This window comes from Desulfobacula toluolica Tol2, assembly GCF_000307105.1.
GTDB lineage: Bacteria > Desulfobacterota > Desulfobacteria > Desulfobacterales > Desulfobacteraceae > Desulfobacula > Desulfobacula toluolica.
Map to the genome: position 1 here is coordinate 1,138,808 of NC_018645.1, position 25,261 is coordinate 1,164,068.

General features: G+C 43.8%; 21 protein-coding genes and 1 tRNA gene. 2 read left to right on the forward strand and 20 right to left on the reverse strand.

Annotated features, from left to right (window positions below):
* The first annotated feature begins 3 nt into the window (after nucleotides 1-3).
* A complete protein-coding gene (locus tag TOL2_RS23460; protein WP_014956487.1) occupies nucleotides 4-2,166 on the forward strand; it encodes a PAS domain-containing sensor histidine kinase in 2,163 nt (720 codons plus the stop codon).
* Between the two features lie 27 nt (nucleotides 2,167-2,193).
* On the opposite strand, the gene TOL2_RS05300 is transcribed toward TOL2_RS23460, so the two are convergent.
* From TOL2_RS05300 to TOL2_RS05365, 14 genes are all read right to left on the reverse strand, one after another.
* The gene (locus tag TOL2_RS05300) at nucleotides 2,194-2,385 is read right to left on the reverse strand and encodes a Thivi_2564 family membrane protein (RefSeq protein WP_041279297.1); all 192 of its coding nucleotides are present in this window, start codon (nucleotides 2,383-2,385) and stop codon (nucleotides 2,194-2,196) included.
* 173 nt (nucleotides 2,386-2,558) lie between these two features.
* Nucleotides 2,559-3,785, reverse strand: coding sequence for an OmpA family protein (locus TOL2_RS05305; RefSeq protein ID WP_014956488.1), 1,227 nt, complete (start codon nucleotides 3,783-3,785; stop codon nucleotides 2,559-2,561).
* 198 nt (nucleotides 3,786-3,983) lie between these two features.
* Nucleotides 3,984-4,169, reverse strand: a complete 186-nt coding sequence (locus TOL2_RS05310; protein WP_041279298.1) for a pyruvate kinase — start codon at nucleotides 4,167-4,169, stop codon at nucleotides 3,984-3,986.
* Nucleotides 4,169-4,486 carry a BON domain-containing protein gene (locus tag TOL2_RS05315; RefSeq protein WP_014956489.1) on the reverse strand — a complete coding sequence of 106 codons (318 nt, stop codon included), beginning with the start codon at nucleotides 4,484-4,486 and terminating at the stop codon, nucleotides 4,169-4,171. The genes TOL2_RS05310 and TOL2_RS05315 overlap by 1 nt, the downstream gene beginning before the upstream one ends.
* 176 nt (nucleotides 4,487-4,662) lie before the next feature.
* Entirely contained in the window at nucleotides 4,663-7,332 is a 2,670-nt protein-coding gene (locus tag TOL2_RS05320) for a bifunctional acetate--CoA ligase family protein/GNAT family N-acetyltransferase (protein WP_014956490.1), read from the reverse strand.
* A 264-nt stretch (nucleotides 7,333-7,596) separates the two neighbouring features.
* Nucleotides 7,597-8,622: a prohibitin family protein gene (locus TOL2_RS05325; RefSeq protein ID WP_014956491.1), complete on the reverse strand. Its 1,026-nt coding sequence runs from the start codon at nucleotides 8,620-8,622 to the stop codon at nucleotides 7,597-7,599.
* Nucleotides 8,619-9,719 carry an SPFH domain-containing protein gene (locus TOL2_RS05330; RefSeq protein WP_014956492.1) on the reverse strand — a complete coding sequence of 367 codons (1,101 nt, stop codon included), beginning with the start codon at nucleotides 9,717-9,719 and terminating at the stop codon, nucleotides 8,619-8,621. Before TOL2_RS05330 ends, TOL2_RS05325 begins: the two co-directional genes overlap by 4 nt.
* Nucleotides 9,720-9,766: 47 nt before the next feature.
* Entirely contained in the window at nucleotides 9,767-11,245 is a 1,479-nt protein-coding gene (locus tag TOL2_RS05335) for a B12-binding domain-containing radical SAM protein (RefSeq protein WP_014956493.1), read from the reverse strand.
* Between the two features lies 1 nt (nucleotide 11,246).
* On the reverse strand, nucleotides 11,247-11,579 hold the full coding sequence (locus tag TOL2_RS05340; RefSeq protein ID WP_041279299.1) for a putative quinol monooxygenase: 333 nt from the start codon (nucleotides 11,577-11,579) through the stop codon (nucleotides 11,247-11,249).
* Between the two features lie 224 nt (nucleotides 11,580-11,803).
* The gene (locus tag TOL2_RS25400; RefSeq protein WP_014956495.1) at nucleotides 11,804-13,207 is read right to left on the reverse strand and encodes a hydroxylamine reductase (hybrid cluster protein) Hcp; all 1,404 of its coding nucleotides are present in this window, start codon (nucleotides 13,205-13,207) and stop codon (nucleotides 11,804-11,806) included.
* A gap of 267 nt (nucleotides 13,208-13,474) precedes the next feature.
* Nucleotides 13,475-14,974 carry a sigma-54 interaction domain-containing protein gene (locus TOL2_RS05350; RefSeq protein ID WP_014956496.1) on the reverse strand — a complete coding sequence of 500 codons (1,500 nt, stop codon included), beginning with the start codon at nucleotides 14,972-14,974 and terminating at the stop codon, nucleotides 13,475-13,477.
* A 100-nt stretch (nucleotides 14,975-15,074) separates the two neighbouring features.
* On the reverse strand, nucleotides 15,075-17,690 hold the full coding sequence (gene cphA / locus TOL2_RS05355; protein WP_014956497.1) for a cyanophycin synthetase: 2,616 nt from the start codon (nucleotides 17,688-17,690) through the stop codon (nucleotides 15,075-15,077).
* Between the two features lie 10 nt (nucleotides 17,691-17,700).
* Nucleotides 17,701-18,522, reverse strand: coding sequence for a cyanophycinase (locus TOL2_RS05360; protein ID WP_014956498.1), 822 nt, complete (start codon nucleotides 18,520-18,522; stop codon nucleotides 17,701-17,703).
* A 2-nt stretch (nucleotides 18,523-18,524) separates the two neighbouring features.
* The gene (locus TOL2_RS05365; RefSeq protein ID WP_014956499.1) at nucleotides 18,525-19,325 is read right to left on the reverse strand and encodes an isoaspartyl peptidase/L-asparaginase; all 801 of its coding nucleotides are present in this window, start codon (nucleotides 19,323-19,325) and stop codon (nucleotides 18,525-18,527) included.
* Nucleotides 19,326-19,447: 122 nt separating this feature from the next.
* Here TOL2_RS05365 and TOL2_RS05370 point away from each other — a divergent pair, with 122 nt between their 5' ends.
* Entirely contained in the window at nucleotides 19,448-20,545 is a 1,098-nt protein-coding gene (locus TOL2_RS05370; protein ID WP_014956500.1) for a RelA/SpoT domain-containing protein, read from the forward strand.
* A gap of 186 nt (nucleotides 20,546-20,731) precedes the next feature.
* On the opposite strand, the gene TOL2_RS05375 is transcribed toward TOL2_RS05370, so the two are convergent.
* The 6 genes from TOL2_RS05375 to TOL2_RS05400 form a co-directional block, all read right to left on the reverse strand.
* Nucleotides 20,732-20,818 (reverse strand) — tRNA-Leu (locus TOL2_RS05375).
* 66 nt (nucleotides 20,819-20,884) lie between these two features.
* Nucleotides 20,885-21,529, reverse strand: a complete 645-nt coding sequence (locus TOL2_RS05380; RefSeq protein ID WP_014956501.1) for an L-threonylcarbamoyladenylate synthase — start codon at nucleotides 21,527-21,529, stop codon at nucleotides 20,885-20,887.
* A complete protein-coding gene (purD, locus tag TOL2_RS05385; protein ID WP_014956502.1) occupies nucleotides 21,522-23,285 on the reverse strand; it encodes a phosphoribosylamine--glycine ligase in 1,764 nt (587 codons plus the stop codon). The genes TOL2_RS05380 and purD overlap by 8 nt, the downstream gene beginning before the upstream one ends.
* A complete protein-coding gene (locus TOL2_RS05390; protein WP_014956503.1) occupies nucleotides 23,282-24,241 on the reverse strand; it encodes a D-alanine--D-alanine ligase family protein in 960 nt (319 codons plus the stop codon). Before TOL2_RS05390 ends, purD begins: the two co-directional genes overlap by 4 nt.
* Before the next feature lie 14 nt (nucleotides 24,242-24,255).
* A complete protein-coding gene (locus TOL2_RS05395; RefSeq protein ID WP_014956504.1) occupies nucleotides 24,256-24,747 on the reverse strand; it encodes a hypothetical protein in 492 nt (163 codons plus the stop codon).
* Nucleotides 24,744-25,115 carry a DnaJ family domain-containing protein gene (locus tag TOL2_RS05400; protein ID WP_014956505.1) on the reverse strand — a complete coding sequence of 124 codons (372 nt, stop codon included), beginning with the start codon at nucleotides 25,113-25,115 and terminating at the stop codon, nucleotides 24,744-24,746. Before TOL2_RS05400 ends, TOL2_RS05395 begins: the two co-directional genes overlap by 4 nt.
* Nucleotides 25,116-25,261: the final 146 nt, after the last annotated feature.

Below are 25,261 nucleotides of genomic sequence, written 5' to 3' on the forward strand. Positions count from 1 at the left end.
AAGATGGGCAATAAGAAAGAAATTCCGGATAATTCTGAACTCAGGCAAAGAGCCGAAAAGGCATTGAAAGTATCATCTGTTAACAATGACTGCCCTGTTGAATTTTCTCCTGATGAAATGAAGACTCTGATTCATGATCTTGAGGTTCATCAAATCGAACTGGAAATGCAGAACGATGAACTGAGAAGATTCCAGGCGGAATTGTACACTGAACGAGCTCGCTATTTTGACTTGTACAATATGGCCCCGGTAGGCTTTTTTAGCATCAACGAGCAGAAGCTGATCTTTGAATGCAATCTCACCGCTGCCAAAATGCTGGGAACAACCCGGAGTACTATTGTCAAACAGCCTGTCACCCGGTTTATCCTGAAAGAAGATCAAGACATATACTATCTGCATAACAAACAGCTTTTTGAAACCGATGTTCCGCAGGAGTGTGATCTCAGGATGCTGAAAAATAACGGCTCGGCAATTTGGGTGCGCTTGGCAACAACCGTTGTGCAGAATTCCGAAGGCATCACATCAAGGCGAATGGTGATGAGCGACATCACCGAGCGCAAAAAGGTTGAAAATATCCTGAAGGAAAGGGAAACTTTTCTTAAAACGCTGATCAATGCGATACCCATACCGGTTTTCTATAAAGACAAAAAGGGTCGATATCTTGAATTCAACGAAGCGTTTGAAGTTTTTTTTGGGAAAAAGAGGGAAGATCTGATAGGCAAGTCCGTATTTGATATCAGCCCAAGGCATTTGGCGGAAAAATATACTGCACAAGACAATGAGCTGTTTGCGATCGGTGGTAAACAGCAATACGAATCTCAGGTCAAAAATACAAATGGCAAACTGCGGGATGTGATCTTCAGCACATCTGTTGTTCCGGGCAACAAGGGCTCTTTTATCGGCCTGATCGGAGCAATATTGGATATCACGGACCGAAAGAGAGATGAAGAAGATATCAGTAATTTACGCAATTATCTTTCCAATATTATCGACTCCATGCCCTCGGTGATAATCGGAGTGGACAAAGATGGTCGAGTGAACCAATGGAACCATAAAGCACAAATAATAACAGGGATATCAAAAGAATCAGCAAAAGGACAATTATTTGAAAAAGCCTTCCCGCTTCTTTCAAGTGAGTCAGAGCGTTTAAAACAAGCCATTAGCATGAGGAAAATATGCTCAAATCCACGGCAGTTCAGAAAAGAGGAAGATCAGGTAATATTTGAAAATATCACCATCTATCCTTTGACGGCTAACGGGCGGGCAGGTGCGGTTGTCAGGGTTGATGATGTTACGGAACAAGTTAAATTGGAAGAAATGATGGTTCAGTCAGAGAAGATGCTTTCTCTTGGCGGCTTTTCAGCCGCTATGGCCCATGAGATCAATAATCCTTTGGCCGGTGTTATCCAAAATACAAATGTATTGTCAAATCGATTAACCATGAAGGATATGCCTGCCAATATAAAAGCGGCGGAATCATCCGGAACAACAATGGAAGCTATTCATGAATTCATGCATGCCCGTAAAGTTCCCCGAATGCTTGAGGCGATAACAGAATCGGGTTTAAGAATTGCTGATATAGTGAGAAATATCCTGAGTTTTTCACGAAAAAGCGACTCTTTTTTTTCAACTCATAACCCAAAAGTTCTTATGGAAAAAATTTTGGCATTGGCTTCATCAGGCTATGATTTAAAGAAAAAATTTGACTTTAAATCCATTGTTATTGAAAAAAAGTATGAAAAGGATCTGCCAGTGATTGTCTGTAGAGGAAGTGAAATTCAGCAGGTTTTATTGAATGTTTTTAATAATGGTGCATATGCCATGTTTGAAAAACAATTTTCAGAAAAGGATTATCAACCAAAATTTTGTCTCAAGCTTTCAGAAGAAAGAGAATTCAATATGCTACGGATTGAAGTTAAAGATAATGGGCCTGGGATTGATAAAGAGACTTGTAAAAGGATTTTTGAACCTTTTTTTACAACAAAACCGATTGGTTCTGGTACGGGTCTTGGCTTGTCTGTCTCTTATTTTATCATAACCAAGAATCACAATGGAACAATGGAAGTTGAATCTGAATTAGGAAAAGGCACTAATTTTATAATTCGTCTGCCGATGGGCGCTTGCAGCATCAAAGACAAACATCTGTTCGGCCTCGGAGAATTTTAAAGTATAACAACTGCACACCGCAGCAGGTTATTTGCCAATGTGAAATCCTTGAAAGAAATCAAACACGCCGAACAGGTTGCACACCCATAGTGCTACAGCAACCACCATGACGATGTTCAGGATCTGCTTGATCTTCCTGTCCATCGGGATATAAGCATTTACAACCCACAGCAGTGCCCCGATAATTGCTAAAGTGATTACGAACTGCATAAGATCCATGATCTGTTCTCCCTTTGTTAAATTGATATTCAATGGTTACAATCAAAATTCATTATTTGACTTGTCAGGGTCAGGGAAAAGGTCCAAAAGACATAGTGCCCCAAAAAGACCTTCGTGCCGGTATTTTCCTGTCCTGCGCTAAAACGATACCGTGAACTGTTTTAAATGTCTGTCTATTTTACAGGATAAATCTCAACACGTCGGTTCAATGCCCGGCCTTTATCTGTCTTGTTGGAAGCTACCGGTTTGGAAAATGCAAATCCCTGGCAAGCCAACCGGTTTTTCTCTATCCCCTTGTTTGTAAGATATGTCTTTACTGCCTCGGCACGTCTCAGGGACAGGACATCATTATAGGCTTTGGTTCCAATATTGTCTGTATGACCATTGATGTTAATAAAAACTTCAGGATTGTTTTTTAAAAATTCTGCAATATTGTCAAGGAACTCAAAGGCCGAGGGTTTGACAACAGCTTTATCAAAATCAAAATAGGCCTCATCAATCACCCAGGCACCTTGTGCATTCAAAGTTTCGGTTATGGCTGGGGCAGGCTTCTGTGTTACAGGAGGACATCCGTCAGCATTTACCATGGTTCCATGAGGGGTTCCCGGACATTTGTCCATATTATCCGTAACGCCGTCATTGTCACTGTCTTTGGGAGCCATCGGCCTAATTGTTTTTTGAGTAAGGAAAACATCTTTGACAAACCGTGCCATGCCGTCACCTGTCAAAAGCGTATCCGCATTTGTGGCAAATCCGCATTCACCCATACCGGAGATTTTTTCCATGAGATCTGTTCCTTTGTTATTATCCCCAATAATGACAGGATAATAGCAAAGTCCTGGGCCCAGCTGATTCTTAAGTGCCTGAGCCGCTGCCAGGGTTATGGAATGCCCCATTCCGTATGCTTCCTGGCCGTCACTGATAATAACCATTGCGGTTTTGCCGGAAACGCCATTGAGATCCTGCCCGGCTTCAGTCAAAGCCGAATGCATGGGACTTGTTCCTCCAGAGGTTTTTATCAGATTCAGCTTTTCTTTCAGTGCCTTTGTGGAATAGGGTTCCATGCCGTAAAAAAGAACCGTATTTTTTTCAGATACAGCCTTGTCATGACCAAAAGATCTAAGGCCTCCGTTTTGCAACAGTTCCGGCAGGGTCAGATTCAGGCGGTTTATTATTTCAAGGGCAATGATAAATTTTTTATTCCCCATGTAATCATCATCCATAGAGCTTGATGCATCCATAATAATCAAAAAATTATCCACGGCAGAAGCATATTCGTTTGAATCAAATTGGGTTGCGGTAAAGTCCGGAATAGAATGAACCTGCTGTCGGGCATAACACCCGAACAGGAACAAAGTTCCCAATAATAACGGAATTATTTTCATACTGAATACTTTCATGGTGATTCTCCTTTTTATGTTGTTTTCTTTATTTTACAGATCTGATATTAATCTATAGATTAAGAAATTGCAGTCTGTTTGCAGGTTAATTAAATGTGCAAAGATTCCCATCAGCAATATTCCTCATTTTTATTCTATGTGTTCTTTGGCTGTTTCCAGAGCAAGTTTTTCATCCTTTTACAGACATCGTAACTTTATTCAGATTTTTTTTTCATGCTCGCCATGTGTCCCGTGAGAAAAATTCAATCGGGCAATCCGCATACCGACTGCAATCAATTTGCGAATCATCCCGGGTGTGTCACTGATGGTGCAGACGATTTTTATTTTGGGTATGGTAAGTACCTGACCAAAATTAATTCGGTATTTTTGATTTCGATTTAACATTAATTTTTGATGACAAGGCTGTTTTTAACCGATTGAACGCCCCTTACCGAGCGTGCGACTTCCACCGCTCTGGCAGAGGCCTTGGCTGAATTTACAAACCCGCTCAGCTGTACCACTCCCTTGAAAGTTTCAACATTGATCTGGAGTACCTTGAGTTCAGGGTCATTAAATATTTTTGTCTTGACCTTGGTGGTCAGCACGCTGTCATCTATATATTCGCCTGTGCTTTCCTTTTGATATGTTCCGGCACACCCGGCAACAAAGACAAACAGAAACAGTCCGATGAAAAAACATCTGATGAAATTTAAATTTCTCATAATTCCTCCCTTAAATAGTATGATTCTTTTTTTGCGATTCCCGGAATCCTTTTTCCGGGCGGTTTTTTGGCTCTCACAGTGTTTATATTTCAATAATATTCAGAATCTGCTTGATCTTCCTGTCCAATCGTAAAAAACCATCCGTTATGGCAATATAGGTTTTTCTCCCAGAAATATCATGATACGTTATCTCCCAGATGGATGACCAGTTGATTGTCGCTGGAGCCAGGCTCCCTGCTGATGTCAAACCCCAGTTTTTTCCCCAGCGCCAGCATATTCCTGTTCTGCGCTAAAACGATGCCGTGAACTTTTTTTAATCCATGTTTTTGAGCAATAGACAGACATTTTTTCAACAGGTTTGAACCAATGCCCTTGCCTTGCCAGGTATCTCCCACCAGAATGGCAAATTCACCGGTCTCTCCATCTGGTTCATTGATGATTCTGGCTACCCCCAGCAGGATATCGGTTTGAGCATCTTCATCCAGGGCGACCAAGGCAATCTCTCGATCATAGTCAATCTGGGTGAACCGGGCCAGAAGCTTGGGCTTTAACTCTTTTAATCTTCCGAAAAAACGGAAATAAATCGTTGTAGGGGTAAGTTTTTTGAATAATTCCGTAAAAATAGGGGCGTCCTCCGGCTTGACCGGCCGAATAAAAATTCTGCGGCCGTCGCTGCTTCTCATATGAGACTCATTTTCTTCAGGGTATGGACCGATGACCAGATGCAGGGAGGACGGCACATCAATGGGGGAAATCCGTATTCTTGCATCCACTGCTGCAGGACTGCCGTCCTTGATCAGAACAGGATTCATGTCCAGTTCGGCAATTTGAGGGAAATCAATCAGAAGTTGGGAGAGCCGGATGATCATTTCTTCGAGTTTTTCCATGTCTGCGGCCGGCCGGTTCCGAAATCCTTTTAATAACGCATATACTTTGGTTTCCTGCATGAGGTGCCGGGCAAGAAGGCGATTCATGGGAGGAAGCCCGAGAGACCTGTCTTTTAAGGCTTCGGTATAAATTCCGCCCATTCCGAACAGGATCACCGGGCCGAAATTGGGGTCACGCTTGGCACCCAATAAAATTTCAAAATCAGGGTTAGGCAAATAGGGCTGGATTGTTACGCCTTCAATTTTTGCATCAGGGTTATACCTGGCGGCTGAGGAAATAATCCGGTTGTAGGCTTGGGAAACATCTTTATCGCTCCGCAAATCAAGCTGGACACCGCCGGCATCGGTTTTGTGAATGATATCGGGGGACATGATTTTCATTACCAGGGGGAATCCTGTTTCCCGGCCGATACTCAAAGCCTCTGATTCTGTCTTTGCAGTTTTTATCCTGATCATGGGCATGCCATATGCCCTGAGAATTTCTGCGGCATCTGCTTCGGGTATGAAATCTGTTACTCCGGTGATAAGACTGCTGGCTTTTTCAGGGTCAAAATCCATATTCCCGATTATTTTGGGAGGAACTTCCAAAAGCATTTCAAGATTTTTCGCATATTCAACCATATATAAAAACGCCCGAACCGCCCGTTCCGGAGTATCATAGGTCGGAATCCCGGCTTCATTCAGCGCATTAACAGCCGCCTCTATTTGTTTGCCGCCCATCCAGCAGGCAAAGACCGGATATTTGCGGCTGCTAAAGGCACTGATAAGAGCTTGGGCCACTGAAAGCGGATCAGTCACGGCCTGGGGTGCCAGAATAACCAGGATGCTATCCAGATTATTTGAATTAAAGCAGACCTCCATGGCTTGACCAAATCTTCGGGCAGATGCATCCCCAAGGATATCGATGGGGTTATCCCGGCTCCAGAAAGGCGGCAGGAACGCGTCAAATGCTGCCATGGTTTCAGGATCAAGTGCTCCAGGATTTTTTCCATACTTGGCAAGGGTGTCCGCCGCCATTACACCCGGACCTCCGCCATTGGTAAGAATTGCAAGCCTGGGGCCCATTGGAAGCGGTTGCTTGGCCATGAGCTCTGCACAGTCAAAAAGCTCTTCAATAGACTCCACCCGCACGATGCCGGCACGCTTGAAGGCTGCGTCATAAACCGCATCTTCTCCTGCCATGGCACCTGTGTGAGAGGCTGCAGCCTTGGCACCTGCAGGACTCCTGCCGGATTTAAGCACAATAATGGGTTTCACACGGGACACCGAACGGGCAGCACTCATGAATTTGCGAACATTTGTCAGGTTTTCAATATACAATAAAATGCTTTTTGTTGTTGGGTCATTACCGAGATAATCAATCATGTCTCCGAAATCGATATCCAGCATGGAACCGATGCTGACAAAATGGCTGAATCCAATGCGCTCCTTAAAGGCCATATCCAGAATGGCTGAACAGATGGCACCGCTCTGGGAGACGAATCCCAGGTTCCCGGTCAGGGGCATTTCAGATGCAAAACTGGCATTCAGATTTATACCGGGCCGGAGAATTCCCATGCAATTGGGTCCCAGTATTCGAAGCCCGCCGGCAGAGGCGGCATGTTGTATCTTGGTTTCTATCTCTCTGCCCTGTTTGCCGATTTCCTTTCCTCCTGCAGAGATAATGATCGCGCTCCTTACCTTTTTTTCAATACAGTCATGCACTATATCAATGGTGCTGTGAATGGGTGTGGCTATAATGGCAAGGTCTACCTCTGTATCAAGATCGCGAATGGATTGAACACATTCATGTTCGTGCAGTGTCTTATGTTTGGGATTCACCGGCAGCAAACTTCCGGAAAATCCCCCGCAGATAAGGTTTTTCATCAATGCATTGCCAATGGTTCCAGGCGTTTCACTGGCACCCACCACTGCGATCCTGTGTGGATCAAAGAGGTTTTTCAGGTTATATTGTCCCATGTGTTCTTCCTCGTATAAATTATCAAAAAAAGGATGCTTAAAAAGACTACCCACAATACTGCTGCCAATACTTTTTTATTGTATTTTCATTGAAAAGGGTTGAATGCAATGCTTTCATATCTTTTCTACTGCAAACGCCCTTACGATGGTGCCATCAAAAGGGCGTTCGAGGGCAAAGGTCTTATTTGACCAATATTTCTCTTGGTTTTGCTTCAAGTGCCTTGCGCAGTGTCAAAGACAGTACCCCTTCCTTCTTAATAAATTTTAATTTTTTGACAAAGCCTTTACCCCCAAAGTTTCAATCAACCGATTGATGTTTGTGGTTTTCAGGTTCATTCCCCCCTCGGACACCGGCAGCAGTATGATCCGTTTTCCTTCAAGCGCTTCGGCTATTTTCAATTTCACTATGATCTCGCCGCCTTCTCCTGCCAGGGCGTTGTTCATTTCCCGGATGCCTTTGGCTTCGGCAATCCCTTCTGCTTCAATGGCCTGGGCAAGAAGCTGCTGCTGCTCCTGGTAAACATCAGCCTCAATCTTGTCCTTAAGGTATTGGCCGTCAGCATCTGCAACCATCTTATTGACCTCGCCCCTGGCTTCTTCCAGTTTTCGCTTGTATTCTTCAAGTGCTGCGTGCTGGGCGGATTTGTTTTTCTCCACCTGCTGATCAGCCACTTTCTTGTCCTCTATTGCCTTTGTGTATTCCGCGTTGAACCGGTAGTCGTTGGTGAGCACTTTTTCCACAACAATTCCCATGGGTCCAAGGATTTTGTCCAATGCTGCTTTGGCCTTGTTAGACTGAGTTTCCCTGGCCTCTGCAACATAAAAGGCTTCTGTTTTAAGCTCCCCGAAAATATCCCTTGGTTTGCTTCTGGCAACGGTCCTGACAATGGTATCCCGCAAAATGGTATCGTCCCTTGCTACATACTGAAGAATATAAGGGGCCTTTGCGGCATCAATACGGTAGGCAATGATCACGTCAAGGCTGATATCATTTCCGTCGGTTGTTTTAAATAACAGGTCATCCTGACTTCTGCGGTCTCCACGGGTTTTGGAGAACGTCATCTCCAGATTCTGCAGCTTGGTGTCAAACACATGCCAATCATTGATAAACGGCAGAAAAAAATAGGTGGAACCCTGGGCATATACCCGGTTTTCCACGCCTTTGGGCGCAAACAGTCCGATTTTACGGCTCCTGACCCCCACCTCGGTTTCTCCTGTGGTATGAGGCATACAGCCGGTGAAAGTAAATAAAAGGATCAGGTATATGAATAAAATTAACAAGCGGTTCATTTTTCACCTCTCTTTCGAACGTCGAACAATTGAAGTGTATTGTTTAAATCCAATGGGTTGACCCCGTGAGCCCCGTCACTGGGAAGGATGATCAGATCAAGTCCCTTGTATGCCTGGGCCATCTTCAATCCCACCATACGATCTGAACCAATTCCTTTTAAGGCAGCATTTTTCAGACGCACCCGTTCGGCTTCGGCAAGCTTTACCAAAAGATCGGCATTGGCTTTAATGCTGCGGACATAGAGATCCTTTTCCGCGATTTTCCGGGTGACATACGCCTTTCCATTTTCCATTTCAACTGCAGCAATCACCATGCCTTCCTGCACAATCTTTTTGAGCTGCGCTTCTTCTTTTGCGGCTCGGGCGGCGGCTCGATTAGTAAAGACCATCTGGTCCTGGAGTTTTTTTGCCTCAATATTTTTCTGGATTTCCGGGCTGTATTTAAAATAACGCACCAGCACCTGATCCACCTCAATCCCCTTTAGATTTAATTCCATGTTGAGTTGGTACTTGGCTTCTTCAGCTTTTTTCACCCGCATGGGACTGTTGTAAAATTCTTCGGTTGTCAGCTTTCCCAGAGTCTCTTTCAAGGCAGGTTCGGCTTTGGGAATAATGCCGTTGTCTTCATACAGGGTTCCCGGACCTATGGTGGTAAACACAAGGTAGGGGTCCTTGATGTGGTAAAGCATGGACACATCCACATCTACAAAAAAACCATCCGAAGTCTGGATGTGTGCGGCCCTGTCTTTTCTGGCCCCACCTGCGGCGGTTTCGGGAAAATTGGTCAGTTCCAGTACCTGGATGCCTTTGGGCAGGCGATACATCTGCTGCAGGCCAAAAGGCATTACAAAGGTGAGTCCGGCATGATAAATCTGCTTTTGAACACCTCTGTTCAAGCCCACCCGTACCACTTTGATGCCATATTCATCCGGTTGTACATACACAAATAAAAATGCAAAGCATAGATACGCAATGGCAGCCAGTACAAGCAGAATTTTTAAGGCCTTTCCAGGACGTAGAAATTTTGATAATTTGCCACCTCCCTCTTTAATTTGCTTCATATAAATTGATAGGTTATCCGGCTGGATATTTATCATGGGGTGTTACTCCTTTTATAAAGATACCGTCTATGCAGGCGGTTTTTTTAATAAATATATCGTTCGCATATTTTCCTGTAATGATAGCCAAATATGGATAGAGTGATTGCGGTTGACATACACCTGGGTTTTCGAATCAACGTCCAAATGATGAGATACCAGTAATGAAAGCGCTCTTTACCGAAAACACCGAGCTTTACTGCTGAACGGAAAATGGATAAAAACCGCTGAAGATCCAAAGGCTCAACCACCTCAGGTGGTTTGAGTTCTTTTAACAGGGTTCGGACCCGCCGGTAGTAGTATTTGGGCGAATAAATTTGTTTCATGATCATTTGATACCCGTTCAAAAGCGTGTCCATTCCCATTTGCGGAAGAATATTGGTCGTGCCGTCCACATTATCTCCGGAAAATTGTTCTGACAAACGGTTCTGCCCTTGAAGCCGTTCAAAAAGCCGGGTTCCCGGAATGGCCTGGAGCATTCCAACCATTGCCGTCACAATCCCGCTTTTTTGAATAAATTCGATCTGTCGCTGAAAAATAGAGGGTTTATCACTGTCGAATCCCACAATGAAACCACCCATGACCTGCAGCCCTGATCGGTGGATAATGGAAACACTGTCCAGCAGATCTCTGTTTCTATTCTGGTTTTTTTGACATTCGCTCAAAGCAACCTCATCCGGGGACTCGATCCCGATAAACACAGAATCAAAACCGGCTTTTACCATCATGGATAAAAGTCTTTCATCATCTGCCAGGTTGATGGAAGATTCCGTAAAAAAAATGCACCCTTTTTTATCCTTTCGCCACAGGGCCAGGGCAGGCAGAAGTTGTTCTTTTAAAAACCGTTTGTTGCCGATAAAATTATCATCAACAAAGAAGATACTGCCCCGCCAGCCCAGCGAATAAATAATATCCAGTTCCAGAATGATCTGGTCTGTTGTTTTTAACCGGGGTTTGTGGCCGAACAGGGCTGTTACATTGCAAAAATCACAGTTGAACGGGCAGCCTCTGGAAAACTGGATATTCATGGATGCATATCGCTTGATATTTATTAGATTCCATAGCGGAAAAGGCGTTTGGGTAAGATCACAAAACCCTTCGGCCCTGTAAATTCTTTTGGGTTGATGATTTTCAAGGTCTGACAAAAAACTTGGCAATGTCAGTTCGGCTTCATCAAGGACCAGATGATCCACTGTCTTGAACGCATCCGGCTCCGATGTAAAAAGCGGTCCGCCTGCAACAATGGTTGCATTCAAGGACTTACACCGGTCTATGATCCGGCTGGTGGATTTGCGCTGAACCGCCATACCGCCGATGAAGACCAGGTCTGCCCATAAAATATCCTCGTCTTTCAAGCGGTCGACATTCATGTCCTTCAGACGTTTAGACCATTTTTCCGGTAACAGGGCTGCCACAGTGAGAAGCCCCAGTGGCGGAAACGCAGCTTTTTTCCCGATAAAACCAATAGCGTATGTAAACGACCAGAAGGTTTCGGGAAATTTCGGGTAAATCAGCAGGATATTCATCTTATTCTCCTCCTTGGGCCCTGGCCTCTTCAACAGCGGCCATTCCTTGAACACCGGCTTTGGTGTGAATCCGGACAATTGGCGGTTTTTGTAAAAGAGGTTTTGTTCCAAGCAAAACTCCGAATCGAAGCGATTTTAAATGACGGTTCAAATCTTTTTGGGTTGTCCATTCTTCCATTATACAAAAACTGTTTTTGTCTTTGATGTCACAAAAGATAGCGTAGCTTTTGCAGCCTTTTTCTTTTTTAACAGGTTCGATCAACGAAAGAAGGGTCTGTAAAAGTTCCATTTGCTTTTCGGCACGCACGTTTAGCGTTATTCTGACAACGATCATTACGATCACCTCATAAATTAGTGTTAATCTGTACTGGAAACCATTTTTTTTGATTTTGTTTCTCTTTTTGTGTCAGCTTTTCTTTTTTTTTGCTCTTCCCGCTTTCCTTTGTCTTTTTTTTCCTTGTCACCAATAATTGCCTCTTTTCTTTAAAGTGTTAATCTGTTTGTCTCTGTCACAGACGGTTTTGATAATTTTTATTTTTTCGGCCGTTTGCGTTTTTTTCATACCGGCTGAATCTGAACGCTGTCAGGCGCGGTGACCGGCTTGATGTCGAATGATTTGACCAGCGTTCCCAATATATTCTCAGACAAGAAAGCAGGAGCAGATAATCCCGGCAGGATGTCAGCCACATTCAAAACCGCGTTTTCAGCAAGACCAACCATGACCTCGCCTTGCACTTTGTCTTCCAAAAATCCGGGCAGGGAAAGCGATTTGTCAATTAAAGGCTGGAAGCTGAATCCGGAAATATGATGAATACCAGGCCAGCCAACCATTCCCGATGTAAAAATATTGTTTTGGATTGTTTTTTTGGGCCTTTGACTGCAACGGGTGGTCATTAATATTGCTCCCGGAAAAGTTGAGAAGTCCGATATCTGTTTTAGCCGGTCGACACCAAACTGACCGAAAAAATGGCTGAATTTTTTTAGTTTGGGGTATGCATGGGCACAAAGCATCTCTCCGTGAGTATAGACTGTGATTCCTTTTTCTTGAGTCTGTTTGAGAAGATGCTCAAGATTTTTGAGATCATAACCTGATACAAGGATTGCTTTACCTTTCTTAACCCCAAACTGTACTTTTGTCGGAATCGGACGCCCATAGGCTTGTATCATGCCTGAATTGAGCATCTCTACTGCCATTAGAACGATTTTTCCGCATTTAAGTGAAAGCTTAACCCCGTCCTCAAGGGTCAAGTCTGTCCGTTGAACAGCGGCTAATCCTTCATGAATAAATGCATAAACACGATCATCTTCCTGATCAATTCTAAGGGCGTGATCCGCATAGGCACTCAGCCATTTTATCCCGTATAGAGCGGTTTGCTTGAGCAATGCAATATCCGGTGTATCTGACCGGTAATTTTGCATCCCGACCGATTCTCCTATTTTGATCATTTTCTCAAGGCCAGATGAAGGCATAAACCGGGCAGGGCCGTCAGGCAGGAATCCTTCTATCAAATTGGTTCGAATTTTTAATTTAAGGGTATCTCGAAGTAAAACTGCTTCATGAATCAGCTTGAAAAATCGATCAGGATCATAGTTGACATCGGTCAGTGTTGAGAAAAGGGCTTTGACGGTAAACCTGTTTATCCTATGATCGGTAATGTCTGATTTTTGTCCGAATAGAACAACCTGTGACAATCCAGTCAGCACATAGATTAAAAGATCCTTTAATGCCGTTACATTCGGTTTTTCAGCAATGAGCGGTGCAGTGCCGGCGACATCTGATACAGGTCTGATTTTCATCATATCAAATATCGGCACCTTTTTTACCATATCATTATCAACAGCTTGCTCCATAACTAATTTCATGTTTTCTCCACAGCACATAAGGTTTCCCTCTCCACCACGGAGCACTTCAATCTGACTGCCGCAAACGTCACAGTTGTATTTTTGATCTGTTTGTTTCATTAGTTTTTCCTTTTAAATGATACGATTTGCTGGGGGTAAAACCTTCAATAAAAGGATATAACGCAATCATTGTGCCAGGTGTGTAACCTTTGGCTCACTTCTCCTATCATATTGATTTATTAAGATAAATCACTTGTGGGGGTTTGTTTTGATACGATGCTGTCAAGACCAGGAAAAGGTCTTATTTGATTAATAGGTCATATATAACCCATTAATCAATTGATCTGACAGAACGACAGTCAATAAATGGCAGGACAGGATTAAAAATCAGGGTTTGACGATGTTAAGCTTTCGCATACGGGCGCGAAGGGTGCTGCGGTTGAGACCGAGAATCTGGGCGGCGCTGTTGGCACCACTGACTTTCCAATTGGTCTGCTCAAGCACGTCCAAGATATAATCGCGTTCCAACGCCTTCAGTGTTTTTTGATTTTTACTTAAATGTTTATAAGACTTGTCAAGGTCATCAACCAGGTGCAGTTTTGGGCCCGAAGAATTTATCACAGCGCGCTCAAGGACATTTTCCAACTCGCGGACATTGCCGGGCCAGTGATAGTTTTGTATTGTACTCATTACGTTTTGGGGAACAAGATCAACGGTTTTTCCCAGCCGTCTGGATATTTTTTGGACATAATAATCAACAAGCAGGGGGATATCGGTTACTCTTTCTCTAAGTGGGGGCATTGTAATCGGGAACACATTCAACCGATACCACAGATCTTTTCGAAAACGCCCCTTTTCAACTTCTTCTTCGAGATTTCGATTTGTGGCCGCAATAATTCTTGCGTCCACTTTGATGGTTTTTGAACTTCCCACCCTTTCAAATTCACCATCTTGAAAAACACGAAGCAGTTTAGACTGCAATTCCAGAGGCAGTTCACCTATTTCATCCAGAAAAAGGGTAGCACCATCGGCAATCTCAAATCGCCCCAGCTGCAGGCGGTTAGAACTGGTGAATGCCCCTTTTTCATGACCGAACAATTCACTTTCGATAAGATTCGGAGGCAATGCCGCACAATTGACTTTTACCAGCGACCTGTTTTTTCGCTTGCTGAAACCGTGAATTGACCTGGCAACCAGTTCTTTACCTGTTCCGGTCTCCCCAAGGACCAGTACGGTGGTATTGCTGTCCGCAATCTGCTCAACTTTATACAGGACGTATTTGAGCCCGTCGCTGTTGCCGATAATATTCTCATGATTATGTTCAAGCTTGATTTCTTCTTTCAGGTACGCCCGCTCTGCTTCCAATTGTTCTTTGAGCGCTTTTATTTCACACAGAGCGGTTTCTGCGGCATGCTTCCCCTGTTCCGCCTCTTGTTTCGCAGTAGCAAGCTGCGCAGTACGGTTTTTAACGATTTTTTCAAGATGTCGTTTATAATATTCCTGTTCGGTTACATCTTCAATAGCCAGCAGAATCAACTGGGTATGTTTTGTGTCTTTGTAAATCCTTCTGGCATTGAGACGCATAACCTTAGTCCCTATTATTTCAAAATCATGTTCCACTTCAAAATTATTGAATACGGTATTTTGGGGAAGAATTTCTTCAAGCAGTTCCTTGAGTTTGGGGATATTCCATTGCCGGTTGCCAAGATCGTATATTAATACCCCTTCGGTATTTTCAGGTTTCACACAAAACGTCATGTAAAAGGAGAGATTGGCTTTAACAACCTTTAAATCAGGATCAAGCAGCAAAAGAGGCTCGCGGATCGAATCCAGGAATTTGGTGAAAATATCTAAAAAGGCTTTTTGCTCAAAAAAAACTTCCGGCATTGATGAATCCTTCACGTCGTAGTCATAATAGAATAATCTGATCACAAAATTTTGTCAAAAAAAAATCTGAGCAAGCAAAAAAAAAAAAAATGAATTATTTTCAAGTTGGCAACGTGATCGTCTGTCGGTATCTTTCCATTATTTGACCCATGACAGGTTCGAGTTCATCAGGCTGAATGACGAGCAGGTCACCCTTTTTTACCTTTGAAAAAATATAATCCACTGCTTTTTCAGGGTCTTGAATTATTTCAATATTTTCTTTGCTGAATCCACCCCTGATGAGTCCCTCATAAACCAGTTTTGGGGTTTCTCCCAAAGGTCTGTTACGGGGATCGAAATCAGTCAGCATAATATAATCGTACACCAGAGCCAGCGCCTTTCCATAATCTATCAGTTGTTCATTTGTCCGGTTGCCTGTTCCATGGGATAAACCAATCTTTCTTCCTGGTGATAGGCGGGGTAATAACCTTGCCAATGCACGGGCTGAATCAGTATTATGGCCGTAATCCAATAAAACCTTATATTTTTGGAAATCGAATAAATTCATTCTGCCCGGATTCTGGTTTGCCGATGGATAAAATGTCATGATTCCGTTTCGAATCTGTTCAAGGGTCAGCCCAAGTCCGTGAAGGGCACCAATGGCGGCAAGGGCGTTGGCCGTGTTGAAATCAATGATACCGCCAAATGTAATGGGAATCTCTTCGAGTGTGCAGACGATGATATCCAATACCATCGTTCTGATAACAGCATTTCTCCCATCCAGGATGATAACGGTTCCCCCTTCCCTTATATGCTTTTTTATCTTCGGGTTTTCGGGGTCTAAGGAAAATAAAATTATGTTTCCGCGGGCTCGTTCAAGAACACTCATTGAAGCATTATCATCTGCGTTCAAAACAGAGGTTCCCGTTTTTTTGACCACTTCTACCACTGTTGATTTTACCATGCATAATTCGTCCTGGGATTCAATCCAGTCTGTTCCAAGGTGATCCTCTCCAATATTTAACAATACTCCTACGTCCACTTCATCAACACCAAGGCCTCTGCGTACAATTCCACCACGGGCTATTTCCAGAACAATGTGGTCTACTGTTGGTTCCCTGACAACAATTCCGGCCCCCTCCGGCCCGCTGTAATCGCCTGTTAAAATTGAATTTCCATCAATTGCAATCCCGGTTGTGCAGGTCAGGCCGACTTTTTTCCCCGAATATTTCAATGTATGGGCAATGAGTTTACAGGTAGTGGTTTTACCATTTGTTCCTGTTACAGCCAAAACTGGAACTTGGATATAACCTTCAGGAAAGAGCATATCTACTATGGGTTTTGCCACGTTCCGGGGCCGACCTTTTGTGGGTTCCAGGTGCATCCTGAATCCCGGAGCGGCATTTACTTCAACAACTTTTATGCCGGATGGCCCAAGGGGTTGAGATATGTCCTCGGCCAGAGCGTCTATGCCAACGCAATCCAATCCGATGATACGGGCAGCCCGTTCCGCCATAAGCCGGATATCCGGGTTCACCTCATCTGTAACATCAGTGGCAGTCCCTCCCTGGCTGAGATTGGCTGTGGCCTTAAGATAAACGATCTGTTTTTCTTGTGGAACGGAATTTATAGACAGCCCGTTCAAGGATAAGAGCCTTTCAGTCATTTCGTCAACTTCGATTTGTGTCAGCACTTTTTCATGTCCAAATCCACGAAGCGGATCTGAATTTACCTGTTTAATCAGATCGTTGATGGACGATTTTCCGTCACCAATGATATGGGCTGGTTCCCGCCTGGCTGCCGCAATAAATTTTCCATCTATAACCAAGAGCCGATAATCTCCACCATGAACATATTCTTCAACAATCACGTCGGGGTGGTAAGCTTTCGCTGCTTGAAAAGCCTTCTTTAATTGATCAGGATTGGTAATATTAATCGTAGACCCGTTGCCATGATTCCCCACATCCGGCTTTACAACAACAGCCGTGCCGATTTCATTAAACGCATCCATGGCCTCATCCTGGGTTGTAACCACCCGTCCGTTGGGAACCGGTATCCCTGCTTTCTTTAGATACACCTTTACTGCTGTTTTTTCATCGGCGGTTTCCACGGCAATGGCAGAAGTGTTACTGGTTATGGAGGCTTGAATCCGTTTTTGGCCGGCACCATAACCCAGCTGGATATGGCTGTCTTGATTCAGTCGAATAAAAGGAATGCCTCTGGATTTTGCTTCTTTAACAATACTCCAGGTGGTGGGACCAAGCATATCTTCTTCACGCAGAACCTTGAGATCGGATACGATCTTGTTGACATCGAACTCCTTGCCTTCCGCAACCGCTTCGAACAGGGATACGGCATCTTTGGCCGCCTTTAATCCTGCGGATTCGACAAGATAGCGGAAGACAATAATATATGTTCCTTTTTGGGGTGTACTCAGCGATTTCCCATATCCAACTTCCATTCCAGCCAGACATTGAAGCTCAATGGCAATGTGTTCAATAATATGACCGGCCCAGGTTCCGTTTTGAAGTCTCTGGATAAATCCGCCGGGTTTTCCAATGGAACAACCGTGCGACTGAAGTGTTGGAATAAGCGTTAATAAACGATCTGAGAATCCCTTTATTTTATCCGAAGGTCGGCTCTCATACTCATTGATATCCAAAACCATGAAGATAGCTGTATGGCGAGTATGCCGATTTGGACCTCGCAGTGCCCGTAACTCTTTTATGTCAATCATTCATATTCCTCTATTTTATTGTGGAAGTTAAAAATTGTCGTTTCTTGAAATCATACCCATATCCGTTCACTAACGAATGAATTCTAACATTCTCAACGGCAATGGGCTCACCCGGCTTAATATCCATAATGTTTGAATGCCCGATATCTCTGCCGTCCACGATAATGACCTGTCCTGTACCCACCGCCTCGGCAACTCCGTCCCCTTTGAGAACCACTGCTGAATCTTCTCCGATACCGACCCCTATACAGGTTGGATTGGTTGTAATAATCTGCATCAGGCGTCCAATACGACCTCTTGCCATAAAATGGGTGTCAAAAATAATTTTTTCAACAAAACCAAATCCTGATGTGGTGAGGACGCTGCCTTTGAATAAACCGTCCTCACTTTTTCCTTCATAGATCATGGTATCTGAAAACACGGTTGCCCCTGCGCTGGTTCCAGCGATAAGAGCCCCTGCTTCAAGCCGGCTTTGAACGGCGGCAAGGACTTGTGATCCTCCCAATATCGTTGTCAGTCTTAATTGGTCGCCACCTGTAATAAAAATCAAATCGGTATTTTCAAGACTTTTGACCAATTTTTTATCGTTTGCCTGGGTTCTTTGTGTTATGTTCAATATTTCAATGCTGGAAGCGCCGAGCTTGGTAAATACCGTATGATACTCTTTGCCCCGTTGCTCGGGATCTTCACTTGCCGTAGTGATAACGCCAACTTTATAATCGGTTTTTCCAATTTCCCGTACAACCCTTTTGAGGACGACCAATTCATTTGCTTTATCTTCATTCCCGCCAATTGCAATCAGACGTCCTAAAAAAAAAGGATTCAATGCCATAATTATCTGATCTCCATAAGATGAGAGCATGCCATGCCATTTCGGGAATTTAATGCGAATTGAGTCTGGGTTAAGATGATCAGTCCGATATCAACCCGGTCATCAAACAGTCCCATGGCTTTTAGTGCCGCTTTTTTGGGGCTAATATTATTTTCCAGCCAGCCGTATACTTCCTTTGCCAGGATTTTAAGTGCTATGGATTCACCATCTCCGGTACAGGCGACAGCACCTGATGGACCGCAAAAAAGACCGCATCCAGGCAAAGGCACGTCACCAACACGTCCGATAGCTGCTTTTTCCAAACCTCCTGAACTTAAGGCGGCAGCAAATATTGTCCCATCAAAGGCAATAGCACCCACCGTATCACAGGAAGAAGGCAGTGAAATGCTACGATCCATATCCCCCATCGGTATCATGGGAATATTGTTTTCATCTGCAAAGGCTTTCGCGCCATCACCAACAATGAGAAAATGCGGGGAATGCATCAATACCCCCAGGGCTAAATCAACAGGGTTTTGAATGCCTTCGACACAGGCAACCGCCCCAAATTTGCCGATACTTGTCATACATGACGCATCCAACTGAATTGTGGTGTTATCGGCCCGGATTTGAGAACCGATTCCGGCATTAAACCGTGGATCATCCTCTAAATATCTCACCGCTTGAACCACTGCATTTAAAGCTGTTTGTCCATTTGCCATTAAATTCATTCCTATTTTTGCAGCAGTCTTGGGACCATCGAAATTTTGTGGGTCCGAACCTGCACCGCCATGGGTTAAAATGGCCCGTTGAAAAATTGACACTCAAAACCTCCGATTTTTATTAAAGAATAAAGGAATAGTTCTTTGATTTTTATTGTATGATAAGCTTATTAATTCTACTATGCAAGGTAATATGATGAACCGACTGAAAGGACAAAGGATACATGAGAAAACGTCAGAAAGACGCTATTTTAATTTCATTTTTCAAAGAAAAAGAAAAATATGAAAAACTGGCCGAGTATATTGTTTCTCTGATCGGAGATGATCCTTCAGCACCGAAAGAAAGCCTTCATACAATTAAATACCGCATAAAAGATAAAATTCGACTCATAGAGAAAATAGATGAAGAGAACAAAAAACCTGAGAATAAGGCAGCAGCTATCACACAAAAAAATTTTCAGAAAAAAATCGAAGACCTGCTGGGTATCAGACTGATCTGTCTTCGACTTTCAGATATCGACAGAGTCAAAACGTATCTTGAACTATTGGCGGATGAAAAAATATTGAGATTCATCCGGGAACCGGATCATAAAAGATCATTCATACTTCCAGTTGATCCCGGAAAGACAATTCCCGAGGGTCTTGATCTTCGATACAGTGGATACTCATCCATTCATTATCAAGTCGAACTGGGAGAGAATTCAGGTGCTGACGATGAATTGAAAGGGCTTCAGGTTGAGTTTCAATTGAGGACTATTCTTGAGGAGGCCTGGGGTGAAATTGATCATAAATACAGATATGTGTTCAGTCGAAGGGGAGATGACCTTCCTGACTATATACACACGGGCTTTTATAGCTTGAGCGCTTACCTTCAGGCTGCTGCCCTTCAAGCAGAGCATATATGCCGCCAAGCAGAGGCGCATAGGTTAGCAAAAACCCGAAAAGTTAAAAGCAAGGTTGTCCAAGTGCCTGTTCAGGAAACCATAACCCCTGCATTTCCAGTTTTGCTGAAAAAGACTTTTGGCTTTAAACCTACGGTCAGAACGCTCACATATTTAGAAAAACGTTTCATGGAGTCAGGATACACAGGACTGCCTCAAGATATTTTTAAGAAGATTTTTACAAACGAAAGACTGTTGGAATTTAAAGCTATTTTTATTGAAGTTGTGAATCATGAACCTTTTGAGAATAACAGCAAGAAAAATATTGATGTGATAAATGCCGTAAATTTTATACTATCCATTGAAACTCAAGGCAAACGGGTTGCAAAAGAAGGGCTGAAATCAGTCTTGATAAGGAAGAAAAAGCGATCAAGGTGGTAGTGGAATTTATAACGTGAATGTGTGGCTTTTCTGGCAAAAATCAAAACACAATATAGTATTATCCATTGGGGCTGTAGAACTGGCTGTGAAAGGTTCATGGAGGTCTTTGATGGCTGAATTTGTTTCGGGCATAAAAAAAAGGGTTTGAACTTTTCTTTCGAAAAGGCTCAAACCCTTGTTATTAGCTGGTACCGGAGGCGAGACTTGAACTCGCAAGGGCTTGCGCCCGGAGGATTTTGAGTCCTCTGCGTCTACCAATTCCACCACTCCGGCATGAATCGTTTTCTTATTTAAGGTAAAATATGAACTTTGTCAATGAATTTATGCTGTATTGTGATATCAATTTGTCAGGATTTTTTTGATCTGGTCAGCCGTAACTTCTCCTTCCCGGAGAATATGAATATTTGAACCGGTAACATCTACAATGGTTGATCCGGTTCCTCCCTTTAGAATGCCGGCATCCAATACCAGATCCGCCTGGTCAATCACAGCAGTATCCAGCCGGTCGGTCCGGCTGCAGCCTGCCTGCCCGGACAGATTTGCGCTGGTGCCGGTAAGGGGAACGCCCATTAATTCAACAAGGGCCCGGGCAACCGGATGCACGGGGAGTCTCACTCCTATCTTGCCTGTGTCGGCAGTTAATAGAGTTGGAATATTATTTTTGGCTTCAAACACAAGGGTCATATTTCCGGGCCAGAATGTGTCCATAAGTTTTTCAGCCGGTTTTGAGATGGATTTGACCAGATCCTTAAGCATTGCCCTGTAAGGGATAAGGACAAGAATAGGGTTGTTCAACGGCCGCTGTTTTAAGTCAAAAACTTTTTTTACGGCTTTTTCATCCAAAGCCCTGGCTGCAATTCCATAAAGACATTTGGCCGGGAAAATGACGACTCCATTGTTCCGGAGTATTTTCCCGGCTTTGATAATGTTTTCGGGTTCCGGATTTATCGGATCAACAGCAATTATTTTATTTGCATCATGCAAACGACTGCGCCTTTTTATTGACCTTGTCAGCCATTTCCTGTTTAAAGGCTGAAAGTTTTTCCGCAAGCAGGGGATTTGAGACCGCAAGGATCTGGGCGGCAAAAATACCGGCATTATATGCCCCTGGTTTTCCAATGGCCATGGTGGATACCGGAATTCCCGGAGGCATCTGTACGGTTGCCAGAAGGGAATCCATTCCCTGGAGTGCGGATGAGTCTATGGGAACACCCAAAACAGGCAGTGTTGTATGGGCTGCAATAACACCTGCAAGGTGGGCGGCGTGACCTGCTCCGCAGATGATAACTTTAATCCCTTTTCTTTTTGCTTCACTTGCAAATTCGGTTGCCCTGTCAGGGGTACGATGGGCGGAAGCCACTGTGACAGTGTAGGGGATATCAAATTTTTTCAGTATGGACAATGCCTTTTCCATGACCGGGAAATCAGAGTCGCTTCCCATGATCACTCCCACTTGGGGAGGTATGGACAGCCGTTGTAAAGCCTTTGCCCCGATATCTTTTCTGTAAAAATGATTGTTAAAAGAAATCTTTTCACACGCTTCATATGCCTTTTCAATGGCTCTTTTGACGGTTTGGCCCAGGGAGGTTACCCCAAGGACTCTGCCGCCTGCCGTCACGACTTTTCCTTCTTTTAGTGCAGTGCCTGCATGAAAGACAACCGTATCTTGAACCTGGCCGGCTTCATCAAGACCTAAGATCTCTTCTCCTGTTTCATAGGAGCCGGGATAACCGCCTGAAGAAACTACAACACACATGGCAGCTCTCGGGTCTATTTGGGTGGAGTGCTGGTGCAGGGTTCCGTCACAACAGGCTTCCATCAATGGTACAAGGTCATTTTTAAGTCTCATGAGAATGGGCTGTGTTTCAGGGTCCCCCAGTCTTGTGTTAAACTCAAGGACTTTTATCTGGTCTTTATCCACCATAAGGCCTGCATAAAGGACTCCTTTAAAAGGTGTGCCTTCTTTTGCCATGCCTTGAACAGCCGGGATCATAACCTCGTTCATGGCTTTCTGGCGAAGCATGTGATCCAGAACCGGTGCAGGGGAGTATGCGCCCATGCCGCCTGTATTGGGGCCTTCATCATTGTCAAAAATTCTTTTGTGATCCTGTGATTCTGGCAATGGCAAAACGGTTTTTCCGTCTGTTAATGCAATAAAAGAGGCTTCTTCCCCTTTGAGGCATTCTTCTACAACCACAACAGCACCGGCCTCTCCAAATGCGTTTTCATTGATCATGGCATCAATGGCCTCATTGGCCTGATCAAGGGTGGAACAGATGATCACGCCTTTTCCTGCTGCAAGGCCGTCTGCTTTAACCACGCATGGTGCCCCAAGGGCTTTGGCATAGGTTTTGGCTTTGCCGGCATCAGTGAATGCCTTTCCTGCGGCACAGGGGATATTGTACTTTTGCATGTGCTGTTTGGAAAAGACTTTGCTGCCTTCAAGTCTTGCAGCAGCTTTGCTGGGACCGAACACGTTTAACCCCTTTTCCTGGAAAACATCTGCAATGCCTTTTACCAGGGGGCCTTCCGGGCCTACTACTGTCAGATCAATTTCATTTTCCAGGGCAAAAGCAGCCAATGCGTCAATATCGTCGGCATTGATGGGGACAGATTGTGCAAGCGTTTGGGTGCCAGCGTTTCCCGGGGCGCAATATATTTTTTCCACCATCGGGCTTTTTGATATTTTCCATACCAGCGTATGTTCACGGCCACCACCACCAACCACTAGAATCTTCATGTTGATCTCCTTAGATTTTGTTTTGTATGTTCTTTAATTGAAAGTTGAATGAGTCTGTCTAAGAGTTCTGTAAACGTGTATCCTGCAACCTGTGCAGACTGGGGATAAAGGCTGGTTGCGGTCATTCCCGGAATTGTATTGGTTTCAAGAACCAATAATTCAGTGTTGTGAAGGATCATGTCCGTCCTGGAATATCCTTTCAGAAAAAGCGCCTTGTGCGCTTTGACGGCAAGTTCCTGGACTTTTTTTCTTGTTGTTTCATCAATGCGGGCCGGGCAGATTTCTTTGGTTTCTCCGGCGGTATATTTTGCTGTGTAATCGAAAAATTCATGATTTTTTCCAGGAACGATTTCAATGACCGGCAACGCTTCAAGTGTGTCATTGCCCAGAACACCACAGGTCAGTTCAATACCTTTGACATATTTTTCTATGATGATGCAGTCGTCATGGGCAAATCCCAAAGCAACTGCTGATTCCAGGTCTTTAGCCTGTTTGACAAGGCTCATTCCCACGCTTGACCCGGCACAGGCCGGTTTTACTACCAGCGGCAGGTCCATGGCTTCCACAATGGCTGAAAAGTTGATTTTGTCAGTCAGTGAAAAAGACAGATATGAGGGGGTGGGAACCTTTGCCCCTTCATAAAGTCTTTTGGCCACAAGCTTGTTCATGGCCATTGCACTGCCTAACACCCCGGCACCTTGATAAGGAATGTCAAGCAGGTCTAAAAGTCCTTGAACAGTTCCATCTTCACCAAAGGGGCCGTGCAGGATGATCAGGGCGGCATCGATTTGTTCCGCATCAATAACAAGCTGTTTTAAATCGGTTTTGGGATCATACAAGGTGATATCATACCGGCTCTTGTCAAGGGCATTCAATACTTGTTTGCCGCTGCTAAGGGAAACCTGTCTTTCTGAAGACACACCACCGGATAAAAGCGCCAACCTGATTTTTTCCATTGTCAACTCCTGATTTATCCCTGGATAAGGTTTTGTTTTGCCTTCTCAAATTCTTCCCGGGTGATGAGATCTTTTTCAAAAAGTGCGGTCAGTTCAAGAATTTTTTGTTCGGTCCTGTTGACGGCGTCTTCAATGAGCAGTCTGTTCGGATGTGCTGGCATGTGATGGCCGATGCGAAGTGCATGATTGTCTTTCGGAGTTATTTTAAAAGATGCAAGTCCCCCCATGAGCTTGACTTCAACTGTTCTGTCCTGAAACTCCGGCATGGACAGGATATCTTTAATGTCAGTTGTGCTGTTTTTCATCCGCCGGTAGAAAATCCAGGCAATGGATAATACTAAAATGCCGATACCTGCCATTATCCAGGGAAGATAGTGATATACACCTTTGAACAATATTATGGAAACCCCCACGCCTGCCAGTAAAAAAACATGTAACAGCAAAATGAAATAGGCAGTGAAAATACTTTTGAAAAGTCCGTCTTTATCTTTGTTTTTAAAATTCATGATATCTTTTTAATTAAATTCTCCCTATATGCATCGGTCAGAATTGGAGAGCATTGTCTGTCTCCCCTTGTGGTGTTTAGTTTTGTTAAAAGGTAGTTGAGTTTTTTTTGGATTTTCATCCTTTCCGGGGAATCAATCTGTGCTGCTTCAAGCAATTGTTCAGTCTGTGTAATCTTTTTTTTAATTTCAACTTCAGGGGGAAGAAACCCTGCATTTTTAAGTATTTTGTGAGCAAGACGAAACTCCTCCGGAACATGCTGATCCTCAAACTTCAATGGTTTGTTTTTGCCTTCCAGATTGTCAAACGCACCTTCTTTCTGGGCTTTTTTTATTCTTTCTTCAACAATTGCTTCAAATCCCGGAATCATAAAATTTTATTTACTCCTGTTCTTAAATTATAGTATCAAATATTTGATATGCAATTTTTTAAGCTTATAATTTTATTAAACCCTTAACCGATTTGCAAGGGATATTTTCTTGACACCTATCAGGCAATACTGTATCAGATATCATT